A 21,763-nucleotide genomic window follows, 5' to 3' on the forward strand; every position below is an offset into this window, starting at 1 on the left:
TGCAGGGCCTACGGGTTTTGTAGGCCGGGTAAGCGCAGCGCCACCCGGCAATATGCCCCATAAAAAAACCCGCCGAAGCGGGTTTTTTTATTAGTTGCTGGTATCCAGCTCGTCGAAGCTCTTCACCAGATCGTCAATCGCTTTGATCTGTTTCAGGAACGGCTCCAGCTTATCCAGCGGCAGCGCGGATGGACCGTCGCATTTCGCGTTAGCCGGATCCGGGTGCGCTTCAATGAACAGACCCGCCAGGCCGGTTGCCATACCGGCGCGGGCCAGTTCGGTCACCTGCGCACGACGCCCGCCAGATGCGGCGCCAAACGGGTCGCGGCATTGCAGGGAGTGGGTCACGTCGAAAATCACCGGAGACTGGTTAGAGACGTTCTTCATCACGGTGAAGCCCAGCATATCCACAACCAGGTTGTCATAACCGAAGTTTGAACCACGGTCGCACAGGATCACCTGGTCGTTACCGCCTTCGATAAACTTGTCAACGATGTTACCCATCTGGCCTGGGCTCACGAACTGCGGTTTTTTCACGTTAATCACGGCACCGGTTTTCGCCATCGCTTCTACCAGGTCAGTCTGGCGAGCGAGGAACGCCGGAAGCTGAATCACGTCTACCACATCAGCCACGGGCTGTGCCTGAGACGCTTCGTGCACGTCGGTGATCACTTTCACGCCAAACGTCTGTTTCAGCTCCTGGAAAATCTTCATCCCCTCTTCCAGGCCCGGGCCACGGTAGGAGTGAATGGAGGAGCGGTTGGCTTTGTCAAAAGAGGCTTTAAACACGTACGGGATGCCCAGCTTTTGGGTCACGGTCACGTAGTGTTCGCAGATGCGCATAGCGAGATCGCGGGATTCCAGAACGTTCATACCGCCAAACAGCACGAACGGCAGGTCGTTTGCCACGTTGATATCACCAATGCTAACCACTTTTTGTTTCATAGGATCGCCTTATTCAGGTGTGAATCGGAATTAAGATTAATGCAGTGTAATGTGTTTATGCGCGATCGCGTTGATCTGCGCGCGGATCATCTCGCTGATCGGGTCTTCCGGACATTGCTCGACGAAATAATTCAAATCATTCAGCGCCACGTGCTCGCAGTCGAGCTGCGCATAAATCAGGCCGCGGTCGCGGATTTCGTACGGATCTTCCGGATTGAACTGCAACAGCACTTCGCTTGCGCGCAGGGCCAGCTCCATCTGACGCTCTTCCATCAGCGCAGACTTCAGCGTATCCAGGAGCTTACGGATCACTTCGGCGTTATCGGCTTCATCGAGATCTTCATTGAACAGCTCAGCTATCGGGCTGATGTTGCCTTTCAGCCAGACGTCCAGCGTATGCTCATCCAGCGTGTCGCCGTTAAACGGATTGATTAACCACATCTCACCGTCCAACCACTCCGCCCGCAAAATCATCTGCGTCGGGAAAATGACCGGCACCAGTGGAATATCCAGCTCGTGCGCAACCCACAGTAAAATGGCGCCCAACGCGACGGCGCTGCCCTGACGATTTTTCAACACCTGGTCCAGCCACAGTGCGTCAGACAGGCGGTACACGCCTCGCGTGTCGCAGAAACCCCATTCGCCGTAGAAAAGCTCAATTAGCTTCTCTAATTGCCAGTCCTGCGGACGTGCCTGATTGATCTCTTCGCGCGCCAGGCTGACCAGATTCTCCAGTTCAGCGTAAACGTACTGTGACGTAAAATCGTCGCGGATCATCTCTGAAATCAGGATCATACCATCGCAGAGCGGCACTTTGTTAAATTCGAAATCGGCTAAGGACCTCATGACTTACCCCAGTAACGGTATTCTTGTGGTGGCGAGTTTAATGATGATGTACAGCACCACCAGACCCAGCAAAAAGGCGATAAACCCTGTCTGCTGGCTGCGCGGACGATGACGCCCAAGCGCGATAAAACCCAAAACGATGTAGATGATAACGCCAAACAGCTTTTCAGTCAGCCATGCGCCTTTATCAGTAAATGGCAGATAGCCGGTCTTCCACATTAACCCGGCTCCGGAAAGGAACAGCACCGTGTCGATACAGTGTGGGGCGATGCGTACCCAGCGGGCGTTAATCAGCGGATTGTTGCTGTAGCGCCACCAGTAGCGGGCAATGAAAAAGCCGATGGTCAGGGCAACGGAAACCAGGTGAACGGAGATCAGCAGCGTAAACAGGCTCATGACCACAGCCCCAGCGTCAGACGTTCATTGCCGCCGTAATCCCGGCAGGTTTCCACCGCAGCGTATCCGGCACGCGTAAACAGCGCTCGCACCGCCTCTCCCTGCGTCCAGCCATGTTCCACCAGCAGCCAGCCACCGGGAAGCAAATGTTGCCGTGACGTTGTCACAATGTGATCGAGATCCGCAAGTCCCTGATTCGCAGCGACCAGCGCGGTCAACGGTTCAAAACGCACGTCGCCCTGCGCGAGATGCGGATCGTCTTCGTCGATGTAGGGCGGATTGCTGACAATCATTTCGAACATGCGGCTTTCAAGCGCGGCAAACCAGCTGCTTTGCAGAACGGAAACATTGTTCAGCCCCAGCCGTTCAACGTTGCGCTGCGCGAGGGCGACCGCATCCGGCATCACGTCTACCGCCGTCACGGTGCAGTCCGGTCGCTCGCTGGCAAGCGCCAGCGCAATCGCGCCGGTGCCAGTACCGAGATCGAGGATCTGACACGGCTGCGCCGGTAACCGCGCCAGCGCCTGCTCCACCAGACACTCGGTGTCCGGGCGCGGGATCAGCGTGGCCGCTGAAACGTACAGCGGAAGCGACCAGAACTCGCGTTCGCCAACCAGATGCGCCACCGGCTCGCCGGTTTTACGGCGGGCAAGCAGCGCCTCCAGCTGCGATTGCTGTTCAGCGGTCAGCGCGGTTTCGCCGAAGGCCAGCAGATATGTGCGGGCTTTACCCGTCACATGCTCAAGCAGAATTTCGGCGTCGCGCTTCGGGCTTTCACTTGCAGAAAGCTCACTGGCGGCATGGCGTAACCAGCGCTGAAAATCCATTAATCCTGCTCGGACAGTGCCGCCAGCTGGTCGGCCTGGTATTCCTGCACGATAGGCTCAATCAGCATATCGAGCTTGCCTTCCATCGCCTCATCCAGACGGTAGAGCGTCAGGTTGATGCGATGGTCGGTTACGCGACCCTGCGGGAAGTTATAGGTACGGTTACGGTCGCTACGATCGCCGCTGCCCAGCAGGTTACGGCGGGTAGAGGCTTCCGCCTGCTGGCGTTTCGCCATTTCAGCCGCGTGGATACGGGCGCCCAGCACGGATAACGCTTTAGCCTTGTTCTTGTGCTGGGAACGTTCATCCTGACACTCAACCACAATCCCGGTGGGCAGGTGAGTAATACGGATAGCGGAGTCGGTGGTGTTAACGTGCTGACCACCTGCCCCTGAAGAGCGGAAGGTGTCGATGCGCAGATCCGCCGGGTTGATATCCGGCAGTTCCGCTTCCGGCAGCTCCGGCATCACCGCCACCGTACAGGCTGACGTATGAATGCGTCCCTGAGATTCTGTCGCAGGCACGCGCTGCACGCGGTGACCGCCGGATTCAAATTTCAGTCGACCGTACACGCCGTCGCCGCTGATCTTGGCGATAACCTCTTTGTAGCCGCCATGCTCGCCTTCGTTGGCGCTCATGATCTCCACGCGCCAGCGACGGGATTCGGCATAACGACTGTACATACGGAACAGATCCCCGGCGAACAGCGCCGCTTCGTCGCCGCCGGTACCGGCGCGGACTTCCACAAAGGCGTTACGCTCATCGTCCGGATCTTTCGGCAGCAGAAGCACCTGAAGCTGCTGCTCCATCTCTTCTGAACGCGCTTTCGCATCCTGTAACTCTTCCTGCGCCATCTCGCGCATCTCAGGATCGTCGAGCATCATCTGCGCGGTTTCGATATCTTCCTGGACCTGTCGCCAGTCGGTAAAGCATTTAGAAACATCACTTAACTGCGCGTATTCACGCGACAGCGCGCGAAAACGTTCCTGGTCGGCAATGGTCCCGGCATCACCGAGCAGCGCCTGGACTTCTTCATGGCGCTCGTGCAGAGCTTCCAGTTTAGCGACGATAGAAGGCTTCATAGGCGTAAATGCACCTTGTCTTAGAAAATGGGTATAGGGCGCTATTCCAGCCCGAGGCTGTTGCGCAGAATAGTCAGGCGTTCATCGTCCCCGTCACGGGCAGCCTGCTGAAGAGATTTGGTTGGGGCATGGATCAGGCGGTTGGTCAGTTTCCAGGCTAAATCCTGCATAATCGCCTGCGCGTCGCCGCCCTGTTCAAGGGCCGCTAACGCTTTGGCCGTCAGGTCATCACGCACCTGCTCCGCCTGACCGCGGTATTCGCGGATGGTCTCGCTGACGCTTTGCGCGCGCAGCCAGGCCATAAATTCGCTGGTTTCCTGTTCAACGATGGTTTCCGCCTGCACAGCCGCCGCCTTACGCTGGGCAAGGTTGTGCGAAATGATGCTTTGCAGATCATCCACGCTGTACAGGTAGGCGTTCGCCAGTTTGCCCACTTCCGGTTCGACATCACGCGGAACGGCGATATCCACCAGCAGCATCGGCTGATTGCGGCGGGATTTCAGCGCACGCTCGACCATCCCTTTCCCGATAATCGGCAGCGGGCTGGCGGTAGAACTGATAATAATGTCCGCCTCTTTCAGACGTTCATCGATGTCGCTCAGCGCAATCACCTCAGCGCCCACTTCATCTGCCAGCACCTGCGCACGTTCGCGGGTGCGGTTGGCGATGATCATCTTCTTCACCTTGTGTTCGCGAAGATGGCGCGCCACCAGCTCGATGGTTTCGCCCGCTCCCACCAGCAGTACGGTGACGGTCGACAGGGATTCAAAAATTTGACGGGCAAGGGTACAGGCCGCGAAAGCAACCGAAACCGCACTGGCGCCAATGTCGGTTTCGGTTCGCACACGCTTCGCCACGGAGAATGACTTCTGGAACATTCGCTCCAGTTCGCTGGCTTTCAGATGCCCTTTCTGGGAATCCGCGAAGGCTTTTTTCACCTGGCCGAGGATCTGCGGCTCGCCCAGCACCAGCGAATCCAGACCGCTGGCCACACGCATCAGATGGCTGACCGCATCGTTATCCTGATGCCAGTACAGGCTGTTGCGCAGCTCTTCTTCGTTGAGGTTGTGGTAGTCACACAGCCAGCGGATCAGCGCCTCGTGCAGGTTGTCCTGCTCTTCTACGCTCAAATACAGCTCGGTACGGTTGCACGTCGACAGCACCACGCCCCCCTGCACCATCGGCTGTGCAAGCAGGCTGTCCAGCGCCAGGTCGAGCGTATCCGGCGAAAACGTAACGCGTTCTCGCAGTGAAACCGGGGCCGTTTTGTGGTTAATACCGAGTGCTAATAGGGTCATGTTGAGCGGGAGTAGTACCAGCGTTAATAAGGTTAGCAGGACGCATCATACAGGATGCGCGAGATCAATAAAAGAGACTGCCCCCTTTCGGAGTAATAGCTTACGCCACGCTTTGAGATAATTTGAACGTAGACGGTGGCACCCTTCAACGCTAGCATTAACAGTTATAACTGCAACGTATCTCAAGGATTTGTCATCATTATGACCCGAATGATTCGCCTGCTGCCTCTGGCGGCCCTGGTTCTGACCGCCTGTTCCGTTCATCAGCCGAAAGGCCCGGGCAAAAGCCCTGACTCACCGCAGTGGCGTCAGCACCAGCAGGACGTGTTGAAATTAAGCCAGTATCAGACCCGCGGTGCATTTGCATATCTCTCTGACGAACAAAAAGTTTACGCTCGCTTCTTCTGGCAGCAAACGGGTCAGGACAACTATCGCCTGCTGCTGCTGAACCCTCTGGGCAGCACCGAACTGGAGCTGAACGCGAAGCCTGGCGAAGCGCAGATCACCGATAACAAAGGCCAGCACTACACGGCAACCGACGCCGAAGAGATGATTGGCAAGCTGACCGGGATGCCGATTCCGCTCAATAGTCTGCGCCAGTGGATCCTTGGCCTGCCGGGTGATGCGACCGACTATACGCTCGACGATCAATACCGTCTGAGCCAGGTGAACTACACCCAGGGCGGTAAAACCTGGAAAGTGGTGTACAGCGCGTATGACAGCAAGACGCAACCGTCGCTGCCGTCCAATATGGAGCTGACGCAGGGTAGCCAGCGTATCAAGCTGAAAATGGACAACTGGATCGTTAAATGATGACCCACTGGCCCTCTCCCGCAAAACTGAACCTGTTTCTCTACATTACCGGGCAGCGCGCTGACGGCTATCACACCCTGCAAACGCTGTTTCAGTTTGTCGATTACGGCGACACCATCTCCATCGAACCGCGTCAGGACGGGCAGATTTGCCTGCTGACGCCGGTCGACGGCGTGGCGCATGACGATAACCTGATCGTGCGCGCTGCCCGCCTGCTGATGAACACGGCGTCGTCGTCGGGTCGTCTGCCGGCGGGAAGCGGTGCGGATATCCGTATCGACAAACGCCTGCCGATGGGCGGCGGTCTTGGCGGCGGCTCATCAAACGCCGCGACTGTACTGGTGGCGCTTAACCACCTCTGGGGCAGCGGTCTGACGACGGACGAACTGGCAGCGTTAGGGTTGACGCTGGGCGCCGATGTACCGGTGTTTGTGCGCGGCCACGCGGCGTTCGCTGAAGGTGTCGGTGAAATCCTCACGCCGGTCGATCCGCCGGAAAAATGGTATCTGATCGTTCACCCCGGCGTGAGCATTCCTACCCCGGTCATCTTTAAAGATCCTGACCTGAAAAGAAATACCCCGGCACGGTCAATAAAAACGTTATTAAATTGTGAATTCAGCAACGATTGCGAGGATATCGCAAGAAAACGTTTTCGCGAGGTTGATGCGGTGCTTTCCTGGCTGTTAGAATACGCGCCGTCGCGCCTGACCGGTACAGGGGCCTGTGTCTTTGCTGAATTTGACACCGAAACCGCCGCCCGTCAGGTGCTTGAGCAAGCGCCGGTTTGGCTGCATGGTTTTGTAGCACGCGGGATGAACACCTCCCCCCTACAGCAGGCCATTCTGGCGCAGACTGAGTTTCGGTGACAACGTCACCCTGTTCCAGACGTTGCATCGCGCTCTTTAATACACCGCCTGGATAGCGTTTGCTTAGGCCCCGCAGTTTGCGGCGAACGCTATCCACCACTGGACGCATGCCTGAGGTTCTTCTCGTGCCTGATATGAAGCTTTTTGCTGGTAACGCCACCCCGGAACTAGCACAACGTATTGCCAACCGCCTGTACACTTCCCTCGGCGACGCCGCTGTAGGTCGCTTTAGCGACGGCGAAGTCAGCGTACAAATTAACGAAAATGTACGCGGTGGTGATATTTTCATCATCCAGTCCACCTGTGCTCCAACGAATGACAACCTGATGGAATTGGTTGTTATGGTCGACGCGCTGCGTCGTGCTTCTGCTGGCCGTATCACTGCTGTTATTCCTTACTTTGGCTATGCACGTCAGGACCGTCGCGTCCGTTCCGCGCGTGTGCCAATCACCGCTAAAGTTGTCGCTGACTTCCTGTCCAGCGTCGGCGTTGACCGCGTACTGACGGTTGACCTCCACGCAGAGCAGATCCAGGGCTTCTTCGACGTGCCGGTTGATAACGTATTCGGCAGCCCAATCCTGCTGGAAGACATGCTGCAACTGAATCTGGACAACCCGATTGTGGTTTCTCCGGACATCGGCGGCGTGGTACGTGCGCGTGCTATCGCGAAGCTGCTGAACGATACCGACATGGCGATCATCGACAAACGCCGTCCGCGCGCTAACGTTTCTCAGGTGATGCACATCATCGGTGACGTGGCTGGCCGCGACTGCGTGTTGGTGGACGACATGATCGATACCGGCGGTACGCTGTGTAAAGCCGCTGAAGCGCTGAAAGAGCGTGGTGCGAAACGCGTATTCGCTTACGCCACTCACCCGATCTTCTCCGGCAATGCGGTAAACAACCTCCGTAACTCCGTCATTGACGAAGTTGTGGTGTGCGATACCATTCCACTGAGCGACGAGATCAAAGCGCTGCCAAACGTGCGTACGTTGACTCTGTCCGGGATGCTGGCCGAAGCGATTCGTCGTATCAGCAACGAAGAATCGATCTCTGCAATGTTCGAACACTGATCGAACACGGCCAAAAAACCCGCTACGGCGGGTTTTTTTGTTTATAGTATTTATTTGTATGACTTATGCCTCCTTCACCTGCCATTCACATGACAGATGATGCGCACACGGATGATAGATAATTGTGAAAAACGTAACCTCCTCACATGTTCTGCCCTTTCGCGCCCTCATCGACGCCTGCTGGAAAGAGAAATACACATCGTCACGCTTTGTTCGTGACCTGATAGCCGGGATCACCGTCGGGATTATTGCCATCCCGCTGGCGATGGCGCTGGCGATTGGTAGCGGCGTCGCGCCGCAGTACGGGCTGTACACCTCGGCCGTTGCGGGGATTGTGATTGCGCTGACGGGCGGGTCCCGCTTCAGCGTCTCCGGCCCGACTGCCGCCTTTGTGGTGATCCTCTACCCGGTTTCCCAACAGTTTGGTCTGGCAGGCCTGCTGGTTGCCACCCTAATGTCCGGCATCTTTTTAATTCTGTTTGGTCTGTCCCGCTTTGGTCGCCTGATTGAATATATTCCCCTTTCCGTAACGCTGGGGTTCACCTCGGGGATTGGGATTACCATCGGGACCATGCAGATTAAGGATTTCCTCGGCCTGCAAATGGCCCATGTTCCGGAGCACTATTTACAGAAAGTGGGCGCGCTGTTTATGGCGTTGCCGACGGCCAACCTGGGCGATGCAGCCATTGGCATCGTTACCCTCGGCACACTTATCGTCTGGCCTCGCTTAGGCATTCGTCTCCCGGGGCATCTGCCCGCTCTGCTGCTGGGCTGCGCGGTGATGGGCGTTGTCAACCTGCTCGGTGGACAGGTCGCCACCATTGGCTCCCAGTTCCACTATATTCTGGCGGACGGCTCACAGGGCAGCGGCATTCCGCAGCTGCTGCCGCAGCTGGTTCTGCCGTGGGACATGCCGGGCTCAAGCTTCACCCTAAGCTGGGATTCCCTTCGCGCTCTGCTGCCTGCCGCATTCTCCATGGCAATGCTGGGCGCGATTGAATCCCTGCTCTGCGCCGTCGTGCTCGACGGCATGACCGGCACTAAGCACAAAGCCAACAGCGAGCTGGTCGGCCAGGGCTTGGGGAACATCGTTGCACCGTTCTTCGGCGGTATTACCGCTACGGCTGCGATTGCCCGTTCCGCCGCGAACGTGCGTGCGGGCGCGACATCACCGGTTTCGGCGGTCATTCACTCCCTGCTGGTGATCATGGCGCTGCTGATCCTTGCCCCGCTGCTTTCATGGCTTCCGCTCTCGGCCATGGCTGCGCTGCTCCTGATGGTGGCCTGGAACATGAGTGAGGCGCATAAGGTGGTTAACCTGCTGCGCCGCGCGCCGAAAGACGACATTATCGTGATGCTGATCTGCATGTCGCTGACCGTACTGTTCGATATGGTTATCGCCATCAGCGTCGGCATTGTGCTGGCCTCGCTGCTGTTTATGCGCCGCATCGCGCAGATGACACGTCTCTCCCCGGTTAACGTTGAGGTGCCTGACGATGTGCTGGTGCTGCGCGTGATTGGCCCGCTGTTCTTCGCCGCGGCGGAAGGTCTGTTCAGCGATCTGGAATCCCGCATCGCGGGCAAACGGATTGTGGTGCTGAAATGGGATGCCGTCCCGGTGCTGGATGCCGGCGGTCTGGATGCCTTCCAGCGCTTTGTTGCCCGCCTGCCGGAAGGCTGCGAGCTGCGGATAAGTAACCTCGAATTCCAGCCCCTGCGCACCATGGCGCGCGCGGGCGTGCAGCCGATCCCTGGCCGATTGTCCTTCTACCCTAACCGTGAAGCTGCGTTAGCGGATCTGTGAGTCATCTGATGCAGAGACGCGTCTTTGCATCATCACCCCGATCGCCTGCTGGAGCCATTCAAGCACGGCAGGCGTCATCCACGTGCCTTTCATCAGATGCGGCTCCTGCTGCATGGCGAGGCGAAATTTTTGCTGGGTCTGCGGGTTTGTTCCCGCATAGGACTGGAATAAAACCAGCCAGTTTTCTGCCAGCTTTTGCGCATCGTCAGAAGCGGGACTGAGATTATCCCGCTGCGCCTGATGCAGCTTCGCCACCAGCGGCGGCCATTCCATCATCCGGTCAAAGTAGTGCGCCCGGGTAAAGGCCATCTCTTCGGCAGTGAGATATTTCTCCCAGATGCTGAGCTTTGATTCGGCAAACGCCCGCGTGATGTAATCAGTTATCTCCGGCGTAATGCCGGTTTGCTCCTGCATCTGCGGCTCCACGCTGTGCATCTCGTTCAGACGGGTCAAAAATTCCGGTTTGCCTGCGGTATCCTGCTCCAGGCGTTCCATCCACCGTGAAGCCAAATCGGTCGCCCGCGCGTCCGTGACGCTGACGTTCTGTTCCAGCAAGTGTTTAACCTCCGTCACCAGCCCCGACCAGATATCCGCCAGCGCCTCTTTCTCTACCGCAAACGGCAGTTGCTGCAACTCTTCTTTGCTAAACCAGCGATCGTACATATTCATTAACTCCAGAGTCTGTAGCCAGGATTCCAGATCCGGCGTCGCATCGTCGGTCAGCCCGGTACGCAACTCCACCAGCCGGTTGCGCAGCGTATGGATACTACGCAGTTGCTTGTCCAGCAGAGTGATTTGCCCGTCGAGTAATTCGGCTAATGACAGCGAACGCTGTTCCAGAAAATCCCTGATTTCGGCAAGCTCCAGCCCGGCTTTTGCCAGCGTCTGGATCATATGCAGACGCTGCACATCCGCCAGGTTATAAAGCCGGTAGCCTGCCGCGCTTCTGGCAGAAGGTAACAACAGCCCTGTTTGCTCGTAGTGATGCAAAGTCCGCACGGTGATCCCGGCACGTTTCGCCAGTTCACCCACCTGTATCAACATAACGGCTCCTTTTGTTCTGCCAGTGTCGTTACTCTGGAGCCTTACGTTACGTGAGGGTCAATGCGTCATGCAAAAAAAACGACTTCAGATGAAGTCGTTTCGGTGTTCTTTATGGGGCACTAGCTATGCTTGCGCTGGTCGCGGCGGCATCGTTTATCGTAATGGCGCACCCACCAGTATTTATCGCAGACTTCCTCATGTCCGCTCACGCGCGCCCCGGCGAGCCACAATACCGCACCTAGGAAGATACTCAGCACCGCGCCATGCGCAAAGTATTGTGGAAGGTCAAGCTGCGGTAATTGATTTAAGATTGAATAACCGACACCGGCGACCATCACGAACAGTCCCAACCCCATTAGCACGTTACCGAGCATTGAAGCGTTTTTGCGTTTCATATGTCACCTCCGGAACTTTGGGTTGTCAGGGGAAAAGCCCCTTCTCCTTGTGTGTAAAGTATAGACAACGCCTCTTATATGAGTTGCGTGAATGATCACATTTACAGATCACCCCCGGACAAAAATTTACAAATAAGACATTGAACAGCTTGAAATTCTAATTGTTCAAAGAGGAAATTATTCGCATTTCGGTGTACCGCAGGCAGAACTTTGTCAAGCGGCGCGCCAGACAGTAAACTACGCGCCAGATCTGGAACCCATTAGGAAGTAAATCGTGACGATTAAACTGATTGTCGGCCTCGCCAATCCGGGCGCAGAGTATGCCGCTACCCGCCATAACGCCGGTGCCTGGTATGTTGATCTGCTGGCGGAGCGTTTGCGCGCTCCCCTGCGTGAAGAACCCAAGTTTTACGGGTATACCTCACGCATCAATCTTGCGGGTGCTGACGTGCGGTTGCTGGTGCCAACCACCTTTATGAACCTGAGCGGCAAAGCCGTGGCGGCCATGGCAACGTTTTATCGCATCAATCCGGATGAGATCCTGGTGGCCCACGACGAACTGGACCTGCCGCCAGGCGTGGCGAAATTCAAACTGGGCGGCGGTCATGGCGGCCACAACGGTCTTAAAGACATCATCAGCAAACTGGGTAATAACCCTAATTTCCACCGTTTGCGCGTGGGAATCGGCCATCCGGGCGATAAAAACAAAGTTGTTGGTTTCGTACTGGGTAAACCCCCGGTTTCTGAGCAGAAGTTGATTGACGAAGCGGTGGACGAAGCGGCCCGCTGCACCGAGATTTGGCTTCAGGATGGCCTGACGAAAGCCACCAATCGACTGCACGCTTTCAAAGCGCAATAATCGGCGCCCTGGGGCTTTTTTACCGCGCGTCGCGCGGGTTACGTGTATAATAGGCGTAGTTATTTACTTTTCTTCAATCGGTTATCGTTAACGTATTGATTATCAAGATATTAAGGTGATTTAGAAATGGGATTCAAATGCGGTATCGTCGGTCTGCCAAACGTGGGCAAATCCACCCTGTTCAACGCGCTCACCAAAGCAGGTATTGAAGCGGCGAACTTCCCGTTCTGTACCATCGAGCCGAACACCGGTGTTGTTCCTATGCCCGATCCGCGTCTGGACCAGCTCGCGGAAATCGTGAAGCCGCAGCGCATTCTGCCAACCACCATGGAGTTCGTGGACATCGCGGGCCTGGTAAAAGGCGCATCCAAAGGTGAAGGCCTGGGCAACCAGTTCCTGACCAACATCCGTGAAACCGAAGCGATCGGCCACGTTGTGCGCTGCTTCGAGAACGACAACATTATCCACGTTAACAACAAAGTGGATCCGGCTGACGACATCGACGTCATCAACACCGAGCTGGCCCTCTCTGACCTCGACACCTGCGAGCGCGCCATTCACCGCGTGCAGAAGAAAGCCAAAGGCGGCGACAAAGACGCGAAAGCGGAACTGGCTGCGCTGGAAAAATGTCTGCCACAGCTGGAAAATGCCGGCATGCTGCGCGCGCTGAAAAACCTGACTGACGAAGACAAAGCGGCGATCAAATACCTGAGCTTCCTGACCCTGAAGCCAACCATGTACATCGCCAACGTTAACGAAGACGGTTTCGAGAACAACCCGTATCTGGACAAAGTACGTGAAATTGCCGCGGCTGAAGGTTCTGTAGTGGTAGCGGTTTGCGCTGCCGTTGAATCTGATATTGCAGAGCTGGACGACGCCGATCGTGAAGAGTTTATGGCCGAGCTGGGTCTGGAAGAGCCGGGCCTGAACCGCGTGATCCGCGCGGGCTATGAGCTGCTGAATCTGCAAACCTACTTCACCGCTGGCGTGAAAGAAGTGCGTGCGTGGACCATCCCTGTCGGTGCGACCGCGCCTCAGGCGGCCGGTAAGATCCACACCGACTTCGAGAAAGGCTTCATTCGTGCGCAGACTATCGCGTTTGAAGACTTCATCACCTACAAGGGTGAGCAAGGCGCGAAAGAAGCAGGCAAGATGCGTGCGGAAGGGAAAGATTACATCGTTAAAGATGGCGACGTGATGAACTTCTTGTTTAACGTTTGATTTGTTTTGAATGAAAAAAATCCACGCTTTGGCGTGGATTTTTTTATAGAGTAACGAACTTATCCCCTTTTGCGCAGATAGAACTCTAGATATTTTTTAGGTCTATCCTGAAACGCACGCTCTTTGCCGTAGTTATAAGCATCGTTAAAATATTTATACGCTTCCTCGAATTGATTCAACTCATAACAGACCATGCCGAGATCGATTAAGGGTGCAGTGTCTATATCCGATCCACGTGTCCGTAATGTCGTCTCTCCCCATTTCTTTGCCTCAGCGTAATCCGCGAGATCAAAACATGCGCTGTACATGCAGGCAGCGATCCAGTTGGCGAGTTCCTATTCGAACTTTGGCTCAGGAAGAGCTTGCCAGACTTTTTGGTATTGCTCTAAAGCCTCGACGTATTTTTTATCATCGTGAAACTCGTTTCCTTGTTCAACAAAGGAGTTAATTTCAGATTCAATTTTTGGGTTTTCAAGGTCTTTCATGGAACAATGCTCCTTCATTGGAAATATTGTGATTTTTCCTGTGGGCCAATATAACTTTTATTATTAATAGCGAATTTAGTACGCAGGTCCTGATCGAGACAACGTGTTATGAACCATATCAAAGGAATAAAACCAATCATACCAGCCATTTTGTTGAACTGCGAAACTACAGATAACAACGACTTCCTTCGACAAATTTAATGTTAAGTAATAGAAATAAGCCTTTTCAGGCGGTGCAGACAATAATAGCTCTCCGCCCTCTGCATTGAAGATTTTAAAACGGTTGGTAATAGTTCTGGTTCGCTTATCGCAAAGACTAATTGGCGTGCAGGATCGACCATGGCGGCATATAAGCGAGGTATGTTTAGACTTATAGTTCTTGAAGAGAAGATCCATTCGAGCATGTTTTTTCTCTGGAAAACCTGAAGTCAGCGATCATGTTCGCTCTCAATAAAAATGTTTTTTATACATGGATGATGTTGAATTTTTTGATATTGATGCTTGCTTCACTTTTTAAAACGGCCTCGAGACTCCATTGATGTTTGAGGAATTTTTTATTAAGAAAACAACCTTGAATTTAGTTTTGGATTGAATATTTTATCTGAGAAATAATAAAAATATCATCTGTTTGATTATTGATAACTTTCCTGCCTCTGTAATTATAGTATTTTAAAAGAAAAGAATTGATATATCTCATCACGGACCATAAAAATGCATCAATGTACTAAGGTCATCTCTATCTTGTGCGGTGAGTTCATTTCTCTCCATTTTATCATATTTAAACATTATGCCTTTCATAGGAGGGCCGGACTCATGTTTAATTGCCATGCTCATTAACTCATCGATATCAGATTCTTTTATTAAAGTTCTCTTTAAGAATTCAAAGAGCATTTTCTCTGCATCTTTTCTTTCTAAAAAATACATTTAGATTACTCTACTGTTTTTATGTAAAAATCACCAATATAATTAGATGCGCCTTCTTTGTCGCTGACCTATAGTTGCTCATTAAAAATGAAGTCTATACTTTATTTTTTCTATTTTCGATAGAAATTAAAACCTCACAAGCATCTTTTTCACTCACTTGAACTTTTTTAGCCGCATCAATACTCACTTCTTCCTCCTCCTCTTTCATAACCATCCCCCCTGAATAAAACCTAATAAATAAACGCCCTTCTCTCTCGATAAGGATCACTCCATAATTATTAAATATTATTTTATCCATATTACTTCCATCTTTTATTTTTCAATAGTGTGATTTTTAAATAATTTAGCAAAGACTGCGTCAGGGGGTTGTGCGGGATCTTCTCAGCAAAATCTTCGAGCGGTGAATATTCTGTAGTGGTGGCGGTTTGCGCCGCGGTTGAATCTGATATCACTGAAATGAACGACGCCGATCGTGAAGATTTCATGGCCGAACCGGGTCTGAACCGCGTGATCCGCGCGGGCCATGAGATGTTCAGCCTGCAAACCTACTTCACCGCGGGCGGAAAGAAGTGCGCGCGTGAACCAACCCTGTCGGTGCGACTGTGCCTCAGGCGGCTGGTAAGATCCACTCCGACTTCGAGAAAGGCTTCATTCGTGCGCAGACTATCGCGTTTGAAGACTTTATCACCTACAAGGGTGAGCAAGGTGCGAAAGAAGCAGGCAAGATGCGTGCGGAAGGGAAAGATTACATCGTTAAAGATGGCGACGTGATGAACTTCTTGTTTAACGTTTGATTTTTTTATTGCGTGGCTAAAACACATTGTTTAAGAGTTCTGTTTTCATGCTGGGTTCAAAAGGAATGATATCGGCAGTCACAAGCTTTAACGCCTGAAAAAGATCCTCGCCTAAGCGCTCTTCAAGAGAGTCAAGAGTCTCATATTTAGCGAGAATGACACTGCCGTTTCTTGGGATCCGTCTTCCGGAGGCTAGGATAATTCCCCTTTACGCACACCTTTTTAAACCACTTGTTGGAATTATTTATATAGTATCTCTTTTGCCACCGGCTATTGTTATCATTTTTTGGGCTCATTTGATATTAATACGCAGGGCCTGATCGAGACAATGCGTTACGCTTCATATCATAGGAATAAAACCAATCATGCCAGCCATTTTGTTTTACTGGATAACTACAGACAACGACCACTTCATTTGACAGGTTGAATGTTAAGTAATAAAAAGTCGCGCCTTCAGGAGGTGCAGACCAAAATAGTTTTTCGCCATGAGCATTGAAGATGGTCAAAACGGTTGGTAATGATTTTGGTTCGCTTAATGCAAAGACTAACTGGCGTGTAGGATCGACCATAGCGATATCTAAGCGAGGTATGTTTAGACTTATATTTCTTGAACAGTGAATCCATTCGAGCGCGTTGTTTTCTCTAATGAATCTTAAGTAAGCAATCATACATGTCCTAACTGCATAAAATTATCAACCCTTCTAAATATAAATTATATAAGACCCATGTTGAATGATGCTTGATATAATCGAACAATTCATTACGGGAGTGAGAGTATTTTTATCCCGTCCAAAGATTACTCTCAGGTTGTTACTGAAAACCTTAAAATCTGGAGCCTCATCCCAAAGGCATTTTAAATCACATTTAATATAGCAGAATGCTAAACATCATTACTATTAAAAACACCTATTAAATAAGATTCATAACGAGCGGGTTGTATCTCTTTATAAGTAAAGATGACAAAAATATCATGGATTCCTTTTGAACATTTTTTTTCTGATATCCTTAGTGGGCTTTCTTTGTATCTATAGCCCGGGATTAAACCATCTGATAACTTTACGCCTCGCATCTTACTTACCATTTTTGTTTTTTTGCAGTCCTCAAGCTTATCAAAACTTTTAGAGTTATATAAACCGAAACGAACGACAGCATCACAACATGGACAGGATATTTCTTTTTCGTTCCTTAAGAAGTCATCTTCAAGCCCATCATGGATAAGTTCTTTTCTTTTCTGAAAATTAATTAAAGTCATATTTTCCTCAAAAAACCATTTTCAATTAGTGCTTCGATCGCTTCGGATGTTTCGTATTGGGTTCCTCTGCCCGGTTGCCCAAACCATGGTATAGCAGGACCACTACCTACCGGCAACGGTTTTAGAACTTCATAAACCGAATATGGTTTGTTTAAAGTATTTTGTTGGAGGGCTCTCCCCTCGAAAGATGATCCCGCAGGGGATATAAACGTACCACTATCGTGGAAACCATCTGCATCGGTCCAACCACCGTAGCGGTCAACTTTTGTACCAGGTTTTAGAGTCGTTTTCGTTGCAGTAATAAATCCACGATTAGGAGGCCAGGCACCATCGCCCATAAATTTCTCTAATGCCGCCCAGTCTTGTTTCTTCCATAACGCGTAGGCCTTAGATGCTTGTGTTCTCGAAGAGAACTGACGCTTATTAGATTTTTTCTGAAACTCATTCCAGTCATTTTTACAACGACTCAACCCCCACGGATCCACCCACCCCAGCGCATTCGGCGCATACTGGTAAAGGTTTATCCCTCCCGCCAGCCCTATCGGGTCCTGCTGCGTAAATCGTCCGCAGTCCGGGTCATAATACCGGAACAGATTGTAGTGCAGCCCTGTCTCACGGTCCAGGTATTGCCCCTGCATACGCAGGTTCTGGGAATATCCTGATACCTGCGTCTCGCTTTCCCGCAGCAGTTTGCCCCAGGCGCTGTTCACCCCTTCCCAGCGCACCTGCCCTTCGCTATCCGTCATCCGCTCCGGCGTGCCGTTGGGCTGGCAGTGGAACCAGAAGATTTCCGGGGCATCAACGCCGTCGATACGCGCCAGCGGGTCGTAGCTGTCCTGATCGCTGTAGACGTAGGTCAGCGGCACATCCCCGTGCACCTCCTGCAACAGCCGTAACCCTTCCCAGACAAACCGGGTGGTGACTGGCTTACCGGTTGGCTGCCCAAACAGCATCTGGCGTCGCGTTTTGCTGATGCGTCGCCCGAGCGGGTCATACTGCGTCTGCGGCCTGTTGCGGTCCCGCGGCTGGCTGATGACCTCCGTCAGGCGGTGCTCACCGTCGTAGCGGTAGTGCCAGCGGGTCTGGCCGTTATCCTTCTCCACGTTGCGGCCGTGGATGTCATAGCGCCAGCGAATGCCGTTGAGGTGCGTCAGACGGTTGTGCGTGACCTTCTCAGCAGATCCTTCGAGCGGGTTACCGGCAGCATCCCAGCGCCACTGCTCCTGGCCGGGCAGCGTGCCGTCCTGAACCAGCAGACGTCCGGCGCTGTCGTACTGCCAGCGGTACCAGCTGAACGGGTTATCGTCCCGCTCTTCGCGCACCAGATTATTGCGATAGTCGTAATCCCAGCGGCGGGACCAGCGGCGCGGCGACGGGCGCTGGGCATTGCCGGTAAAAACGTCCCGGCGATGCAGTCGGCCAAGACGGTCGTATTCGCTGCGGGTGGTCAGCAGCCACGGGGAGCTATTCTCAGGGTGGTGTTGTTCGTTGCGTGTATATTGACAGTTTATTAAGGGCAAGGGTAAATAAGGCACGAAAAATAAAATAAGCAAGAGACGCGCAGAAGGAAGAAAGAATATTGTTAAAAATGGCTACGTAGTGAACAAACTGATTAACATTTTTTGGGATGAAAAAATCCACGCCATGCAGTGAGTTTTATTCAGAGATAAACTCCCTCTTCTAACGAGTTTTCTGTAATCGTTGTTTTTGTAAAGGAAATCAGAACATCTGAACCTTGCTTTTTATATTTAACTTCGTAACTACCAGGTTCTAAAGTAATAAACTCACCTGAAATAGCATCTGAATCATCAGGCTCAAGATCCCCGCCCGTGACATCTTCTCCCGCCCCAATGAAAACTTTTCCACTAGGTACGTTTAAAAACAGCGCACCAATATATTCTTCAACATCATTTTTAATATGAACTTTGTAGGAGCCATCATCCCCAACATTGAGAAATAATACATTCCCTTTGTTTATTTCTACCACTTCATCTTCTGGAAAACTCCACCAATCTGCATCATCGTTAACTCTATGTTTTAGTGAAACTAAATCATAAATGACTACTGTTGCTGTATTTGTTTGGAAATGTATTATTTCATGCATAATTTTCAATATTTTATCATTTATCTTATAATTAACAACCACTATTTAGATACAATAGAATACGTACCATAAGGTCCAACTTATCTCCTGGACCTTATCAGCTTGGGAAATGCTTATCAATTCAATTGGCATTCATGCCACTAATCACGTCCGCAACTTAACATAATTATCAAAAAATTCAGAAAACGAAGGGCTTATGATGTTTGTCGTATTCTTGGAAAACAGATCATAATTAACAACTTTTCCAAAACCCTCACCACCAGAATCTATACACCAGCAAACCTCATCATCTTTTAGATATATAACAGCATAATTTTCAGGAAGTGAAAACTCATTGCGGCAATATATTGTATCGTAAAAAACAGCACCTCCTGACTCTTCAAGTGTATTATTATCCACTATTCCTGAAATCTCCTCTCCAATCACCCCTCCGCCCCCAACCAAAAGTAAGAACTCTCGAAAATCATGAGGGAGTTTAATGCCAAGGTTATTTTCAAGTAAGTCAATCTGTTCTATATCAACTTGACCTAACCAAAAAACTTCGTCTGTCGCATTATTGTTCAAATATTCAATTGCAGTTTTGATAGTCATCATTTTTACACCCTATTAAAAATCTAATGCTCTCAACTTCCAATACGCACTTCTGAATTTGTTGTACTGTCTATCAAGTTCAGGAGTATTTCTGAAACTACCACAGTTCTCGATTAATCCATGCAATTGCTTATGATACAGCTTATGCGTAGATGAAATAATTTCCACCATTGGTCCAGGTTCTTGTCCAAGAACGTGATGAAGATTGACTTGTTTCCCATCCGTGCCAATCGGAGCATAGCCATTTTTCATCAAATCAACATTTGTTCAACCATCCTTAACTTTCGATTTGATTGAAGGATGAACTGACTTAGGAACTCCAGGATGTATGTCAACAGTATTTTATAAATTGTACGTCCCAGAATTGTTCCAGGCTTATATTTACCTGAGGATGAATACCTACTCAATCCCCAAGGATCCACCCACCCCAGCGCATTCGGCGCATACAAGTAAAGGTTAATCCCCCCCACCAGCCCTATCGGGTCCTGCTGCGTAAACCGCCCGCTGTAGGGTCATACTACTAGAACAAATTGTAGTGCAGACCTGACTGGATTTAGTGGTAGCGGGTCAGCCCTTCTACCGTAGTGCAGACGACCGACTGTCCTCTCTCGTTCCGGGCGAAGGTATTAGTATTGATATCTAGATCAACGGCGACAAACTTGTGGCTATTCTTCTCCTGCATGCATTGGTGCAATACTATTTGGCCAGACGATCATAAAAACTTGTGAATTTATTAAAGGTGTTAATGAGCTGCTGCTGTATGAAAACTAGCTGGGGAAGCGCCCTTCCCCTGATGATCAAATATTTATCAGAACATTGTCGACAAGCTCAAAGCCTGAAACCCCCATAGTTGTGTAATTAGGATATTCAGCAACAGACAAACGCCTGATTTCCTCCTCCCCATCATATAAGCCACCAGCATAATTAAATATTTTTAACTGTTTTTTTTCTTCTGTGAGATTAGCATAACCAATAATTTTCCAAATACCTTTGCTAATATTTTGGTTGCCAGTGAAAATAATCTTCATCTTCTTGCCAAATTTTTCAAAAGATAGAGGTGTCAGTGAACTGTTCTCTTCAAACTCCTCCGTATCCTGTATTGATAAAATGCAGAAACCTATTGCTTGCTTAAACTTTTGCTTTGGAGCAAAAACAACCTGGCAAAGCGCATACTTCCCATTACTCATCGGAATGACAAAGATGTCACCCTCTTTATATTTTACTTTCATAAGCCATTCCCTTTCAGAATTGATAACGCATCTTTCAATACTTCCCCACCCCAATCACTACTATGACCTGCAATATCATATTTGCTAGCGTTTGGGTTATTAGGGCTATATGACCTGATTTTATTGAGGAGATTGGTTAAAGAATTTGTTGACTTAGCTCCACCATTAAGATCCATAATCCTTTGTTCCAGGAATTTAGCTTCCGCTTTGGTCAAATTATTATCAAATATCGTCAACTGTTCCAAATGTGATTTACCCGGTGTATTCGCATGGCTATTCAAACGTGCTGGAGCATCACCACGTCCTACATAGATAATATTCTTTCCATCGTGTAGCACATACAACCCTTGACCATTTACGGGATCATAATGTTTGCCTGTACCTCCAGCCCTTCGAGTGGATGGTAACCCCTTACAAGGTGTAAGACCTAAAGGATCTGTCCAAACTATAGGATTAGGAGCATAGCTGTAAAGATTTAACCCGCCATTTAACCCTATCGGGTCCTGCTGCGTAAACCGTCCGCAGTCCGGGTCGTAATACCGGAACAGATTGTAGTGCAGCCCTGTCTCACGATCCAGGTATTGCCCCTGCATACGCAGGTTCTGGGAATATCCTGATACCTGCGTCTCGCTTTCCCGTAGCAGCTTGCCCCAGGCGCTGCTCACCCCTTCCCAGCGTACCTGACCTTCGCTATCCGTCATCCGCTCCGGCGTGCCGTTGGGCTGACAGTGGAACCAGAAGATTTCCGGGGCATCAACGCCGTCAATACGCGCCAGCGGATCGTAGCTGTCCTGATCGCTGTAGACGTAGGTCAGCGGCACATCCCCGTGCACCTCCTGCAACAGCCGGAACCCTTCCCAGACAAACCGGGTGGTGACTGGCTTACCGGTTGGCTGCCCAAACAGCATCTGGCGG

The 21,763-nt window shown here is 51.3% G+C and carries 24 protein-coding genes and 3 pseudogenes; 7 read left to right on the forward strand and 20 right to left on the reverse strand.

Annotated elements, in window-relative coordinates:
- Positions 1 to 90 precede the first annotated feature (90 nt).
- From kdsA to hemA, 6 genes are read right to left on the reverse strand one after another with little or no spacing between them, the layout of a single operon-like run.
- A complete protein-coding gene (kdsA, locus tag L379_RS10500; protein WP_032653866.1) occupies positions 91 to 945 on the reverse strand; it encodes a 3-deoxy-8-phosphooctulonate synthase in 855 nt (284 codons plus the stop codon).
- 36 nt (positions 946 to 981) lie between these two features.
- Positions 982 to 1,791, reverse strand: coding sequence for an invasion regulator SirB1 (gene sirB1, locus L379_RS10495; RefSeq protein ID WP_006810913.1), 810 nt, complete (start codon positions 1,789 to 1,791; stop codon positions 982 to 984).
- Positions 1,792 to 1,794: 3 nt separating this feature from the next.
- Positions 1,795 to 2,187, reverse strand: coding sequence for an invasion regulator SirB2 (gene sirB2, locus L379_RS10490; RefSeq protein ID WP_017384257.1), 393 nt, complete (start codon positions 2,185 to 2,187; stop codon positions 1,795 to 1,797).
- A complete protein-coding gene (prmC, locus tag L379_RS10485; protein ID WP_032653868.1) occupies positions 2,184 to 3,014 on the reverse strand; it encodes a peptide chain release factor N(5)-glutamine methyltransferase in 831 nt (276 codons plus the stop codon). Before prmC ends, sirB2 begins: the two co-directional genes overlap by 4 nt.
- On the reverse strand, positions 3,014 to 4,096 hold the full coding sequence (gene prfA, locus L379_RS10480; protein ID WP_003856667.1) for a peptide chain release factor 1: 1,083 nt from the start codon (positions 4,094 to 4,096) through the stop codon (positions 3,014 to 3,016). Before prfA ends, prmC begins: the two co-directional genes overlap by 1 nt.
- Positions 4,097 to 4,137: 41 nt before the next feature.
- On the reverse strand, positions 4,138 to 5,394 hold the full coding sequence (gene hemA / locus L379_RS10475) for a glutamyl-tRNA reductase (protein ID WP_003856666.1): 1,257 nt from the start codon (positions 5,392 to 5,394) through the stop codon (positions 4,138 to 4,140).
- A gap of 201 nt (positions 5,395 to 5,595) precedes the next feature.
- On the opposite strand from hemA, the gene lolB reads away from it, so the two are divergent.
- From lolB to dauA, 4 genes are all read left to right on the forward strand, one after another.
- The gene (gene lolB, locus L379_RS10470; RefSeq protein ID WP_003856665.1) at positions 5,596 to 6,207 is read left to right on the forward strand and encodes a lipoprotein insertase outer membrane protein LolB; all 612 of its coding nucleotides are present in this window, start codon (positions 5,596 to 5,598) and stop codon (positions 6,205 to 6,207) included.
- Positions 6,204 to 7,073 carry a 4-(cytidine 5'-diphospho)-2-C-methyl-D-erythritol kinase gene (gene ispE / locus L379_RS10465; protein WP_032653871.1) on the forward strand — a complete coding sequence of 290 codons (870 nt, stop codon included), beginning with the start codon at positions 6,204 to 6,206 and terminating at the stop codon, positions 7,071 to 7,073. The genes lolB and ispE overlap by 4 nt, the downstream gene beginning before the upstream one ends.
- A gap of 125 nt (positions 7,074 to 7,198) precedes the next feature.
- Positions 7,199 to 8,146 (forward strand): ribose-phosphate diphosphokinase, encoded by a 948-nt coding sequence (prs, locus tag L379_RS10460; RefSeq protein ID WP_003856663.1) that lies wholly within the window; start codon positions 7,199 to 7,201, stop codon positions 8,144 to 8,146.
- 124 nt (positions 8,147 to 8,270) lie between these two features.
- Positions 8,271 to 9,950, forward strand: coding sequence for a C4-dicarboxylic acid transporter DauA (dauA, locus tag L379_RS10455; protein ID WP_032653874.1), 1,680 nt, complete (start codon positions 8,271 to 8,273; stop codon positions 9,948 to 9,950).
- On the opposite strand, the gene L379_RS10450 is transcribed toward dauA, so the two are convergent.
- Both L379_RS10450 and ychH read right to left on the reverse strand, forming a co-directional pair.
- Positions 9,936 to 10,994 (reverse strand): MerR family transcriptional regulator, encoded by a 1,059-nt coding sequence (locus tag L379_RS10450; RefSeq protein WP_032653877.1) that lies wholly within the window; start codon positions 10,992 to 10,994, stop codon positions 9,936 to 9,938. The genes dauA and L379_RS10450 overlap by 15 nt on opposite strands.
- A 119-nt stretch (positions 10,995 to 11,113) precedes the next feature.
- Complete coding sequence (gene ychH / locus L379_RS10445; RefSeq protein ID WP_003856655.1) at positions 11,114 to 11,389, reverse strand: stress-induced protein YchH; 276 nt, start codon at positions 11,387 to 11,389, stop codon at positions 11,114 to 11,116.
- 274 nt (positions 11,390 to 11,663) lie between these two features.
- Between ychH and pth the strand changes: the two genes are divergently transcribed.
- Positions 11,664 to 12,248: an aminoacyl-tRNA hydrolase gene (pth, locus tag L379_RS10440; RefSeq protein ID WP_006810922.1), complete on the forward strand. Its 585-nt coding sequence runs from the start codon at positions 11,664 to 11,666 to the stop codon at positions 12,246 to 12,248.
- Between the two features lie 126 nt (positions 12,249 to 12,374).
- Entirely contained in the window at positions 12,375 to 13,469 is a 1,095-nt protein-coding gene (ychF, locus tag L379_RS10435) for a redox-regulated ATPase YchF (RefSeq protein ID WP_003856650.1), read from the forward strand.
- A gap of 335 nt (positions 13,470 to 13,804) precedes the next feature.
- Here the strand turns inward: ychF and L379_RS26315 are convergent, their stop codons facing one another.
- The 3 genes from L379_RS26315 to L379_RS10425 form a co-directional block, all read right to left on the reverse strand.
- Positions 13,805 to 13,954, reverse strand: a complete 150-nt coding sequence (locus tag L379_RS26315) for a hypothetical protein (protein ID WP_226877271.1) — start codon at positions 13,952 to 13,954, stop codon at positions 13,805 to 13,807.
- 696 nt (positions 13,955 to 14,650) lie between these two features.
- Positions 14,651 to 14,878: a hypothetical protein gene (locus L379_RS10430; protein WP_006812592.1), complete on the reverse strand. Its 228-nt coding sequence runs from the start codon at positions 14,876 to 14,878 to the stop codon at positions 14,651 to 14,653.
- A 94-nt stretch (positions 14,879 to 14,972) separates the two neighbouring features.
- The gene (locus tag L379_RS10425; RefSeq protein WP_032653883.1) at positions 14,973 to 15,176 is read right to left on the reverse strand and encodes a hypothetical protein; all 204 of its coding nucleotides are present in this window, start codon (positions 15,174 to 15,176) and stop codon (positions 14,973 to 14,975) included.
- A 104-nt stretch (positions 15,177 to 15,280) separates the two neighbouring features.
- On the opposite strand from L379_RS10425, the pseudogene L379_RS0124095 reads away from it, so the two are divergent.
- Positions 15,281 to 15,672, forward strand: a pseudogene (locus L379_RS0124095) (DUF933 domain-containing protein); the annotation flags it as partial.
- 302 nt (positions 15,673 to 15,974) lie between these two features.
- Here the strand turns inward: L379_RS0124095 and L379_RS25085 are convergent.
- The 9 genes and pseudogenes from L379_RS25085 to L379_RS26320 all read right to left on the reverse strand — a co-directional run.
- Positions 15,975 to 16,340: a hypothetical protein gene (locus tag L379_RS25085; protein WP_071992880.1), complete on the reverse strand. Its 366-nt coding sequence runs from the start codon at positions 16,338 to 16,340 to the stop codon at positions 15,975 to 15,977.
- 212 nt (positions 16,341 to 16,552) lie between these two features.
- Positions 16,553 to 16,924 (reverse strand): hypothetical protein, encoded by a 372-nt coding sequence (locus tag L379_RS10420; RefSeq protein WP_006810924.1) that lies wholly within the window; start codon positions 16,922 to 16,924, stop codon positions 16,553 to 16,555.
- A pseudogene (locus tag L379_RS10415) lies at positions 16,921 to 18,381 on the reverse strand (glycohydrolase toxin TNT-related protein); the annotation flags it as partial. The pseudogene L379_RS10415 and the gene L379_RS10420, both read right to left, overlap by 4 nt.
- Positions 18,382 to 18,584: 203 nt before the next feature.
- Positions 18,585 to 19,028 carry a DUF6386 family protein gene (locus L379_RS0124105; protein ID WP_026080683.1) on the reverse strand — a complete coding sequence of 148 codons (444 nt, stop codon included), beginning with the start codon at positions 19,026 to 19,028 and terminating at the stop codon, positions 18,585 to 18,587.
- Between the two features lie 144 nt (positions 19,029 to 19,172).
- The gene (locus tag L379_RS0124110) at positions 19,173 to 19,622 is read right to left on the reverse strand and encodes an SMI1/KNR4 family protein (protein ID WP_032653888.1); all 450 of its coding nucleotides are present in this window, start codon (positions 19,620 to 19,622) and stop codon (positions 19,173 to 19,175) included.
- A gap of 12 nt (positions 19,623 to 19,634) precedes the next feature.
- Entirely contained in the window at positions 19,635 to 19,874 is a 240-nt protein-coding gene (locus tag L379_RS26445) for an HNH/ENDO VII family nuclease (RefSeq protein ID WP_308192773.1), read from the reverse strand.
- 143 nt (positions 19,875 to 20,017) lie between these two features.
- Positions 20,018 to 20,131 (reverse strand): annotated as a pseudogene (locus L379_RS26450) (RHS repeat-associated core domain-containing protein); the annotation flags it as partial.
- Between the two features lie 285 nt (positions 20,132 to 20,416).
- Entirely contained in the window at positions 20,417 to 20,848 is a 432-nt protein-coding gene (locus tag L379_RS10410) for an immunity 26/phosphotriesterase HocA family protein (protein ID WP_032653891.1), read from the reverse strand.
- Positions 20,845 to 21,763, reverse strand: a 919-nt coding sequence (locus L379_RS26320; RefSeq protein WP_255360353.1) for an RHS repeat-associated core domain-containing protein, incomplete at its 5' end; no start/stop codon positions are given. The genes L379_RS26320 and L379_RS10410, both read right to left, overlap by 4 nt.

The organism is Enterobacter sp. MGH 33 (genome assembly GCF_000534535.1).
In the GTDB taxonomy this organism is placed as follows: Bacteria; Pseudomonadota; Gammaproteobacteria; order Enterobacterales; family Enterobacteriaceae; genus Enterobacter; species Enterobacter hormaechei_C.

Coding starts and splice junctions, on each gene's coding strand:
- ychF (WP_003856650.1), top strand. CDS start 12,375: ATGGGATTCAAATGCGGTATCGTCGGTCTGCCAAACGTGGGCAAATCC.
- L379_RS10450 (WP_032653877.1), bottom strand. CDS start 10,994: ATGTTGATACAGGTGGGTGAACTGGCGAAACGTGCCGGGATCACCGTG.
- L379_RS10425 (WP_032653883.1), bottom strand. CDS start 15,176: ATGGATAAAATAATATTTAATAATTATGGAGTGATCCTTATCGAGAGA.
- sirB2 (WP_017384257.1), bottom strand. CDS start 2,187: ATGAGCCTGTTTACGCTGCTGATCTCCGTTCACCTGGTTTCCGTTGCC.
- L379_RS10420 (WP_006810924.1), bottom strand. CDS start 16,924: ATGACTTTAATTAATTTTCAGAAAAGAAAAGAACTTATCCATGATGGG.
- prmC (WP_032653868.1), bottom strand. CDS start 3,014: ATGGATTTTCAGCGCTGGTTACGCCATGCCGCCAGTGAGCTTTCTGCA.
- ispE (WP_032653871.1), top strand. CDS start 6,204: ATGATGACCCACTGGCCCTCTCCCGCAAAACTGAACCTGTTTCTCTAC.
- L379_RS0124110 (WP_032653888.1), bottom strand. CDS start 19,622: ATGATGACTATCAAAACTGCAATTGAATATTTGAACAATAATGCGACA.
- lolB (WP_003856665.1), top strand. CDS start 5,596: ATGACCCGAATGATTCGCCTGCTGCCTCTGGCGGCCCTGGTTCTGACC.
- kdsA (WP_032653866.1), bottom strand. CDS start 945: ATGAAACAAAAAGTGGTTAGCATTGGTGATATCAACGTGGCAAACGAC.
- L379_RS10410 (WP_032653891.1), bottom strand. CDS start 20,848: ATGAAAGTAAAATATAAAGAGGGTGACATCTTTGTCATTCCGATGAGT.
- ychH (WP_003856655.1), bottom strand. CDS start 11,389: ATGAAACGCAAAAACGCTTCAATGCTCGGTAACGTGCTAATGGGGTTG.
- L379_RS10430 (WP_006812592.1), bottom strand. CDS start 14,878: ATGTATTTTTTAGAAAGAAAAGATGCAGAGAAAATGCTCTTTGAATTC.
- hemA (WP_003856666.1), bottom strand. CDS start 5,394: ATGACCCTATTAGCACTCGGTATTAACCACAAAACGGCCCCGGTTTCA.
- sirB1 (WP_006810913.1), bottom strand. CDS start 1,791: ATGAGGTCCTTAGCCGATTTCGAATTTAACAAAGTGCCGCTCTGCGAT.
- prfA (WP_003856667.1), bottom strand. CDS start 4,096: ATGAAGCCTTCTATCGTCGCTAAACTGGAAGCTCTGCACGAGCGCCAT.
- L379_RS26315 (WP_226877271.1), bottom strand. CDS start 13,954: ATGAAAGACCTTGAAAACCCAAAAATTGAATCTGAAATTAACTCCTTT.
- L379_RS25085 (WP_071992880.1), bottom strand. CDS start 16,340: ATGATTGCTTACTTAAGATTCATTAGAGAAAACAACGCGCTCGAATGG.
- L379_RS0124105 (WP_026080683.1), bottom strand. CDS start 19,028: ATGCATGAAATAATACATTTCCAAACAAATACAGCAACAGTAGTCATT.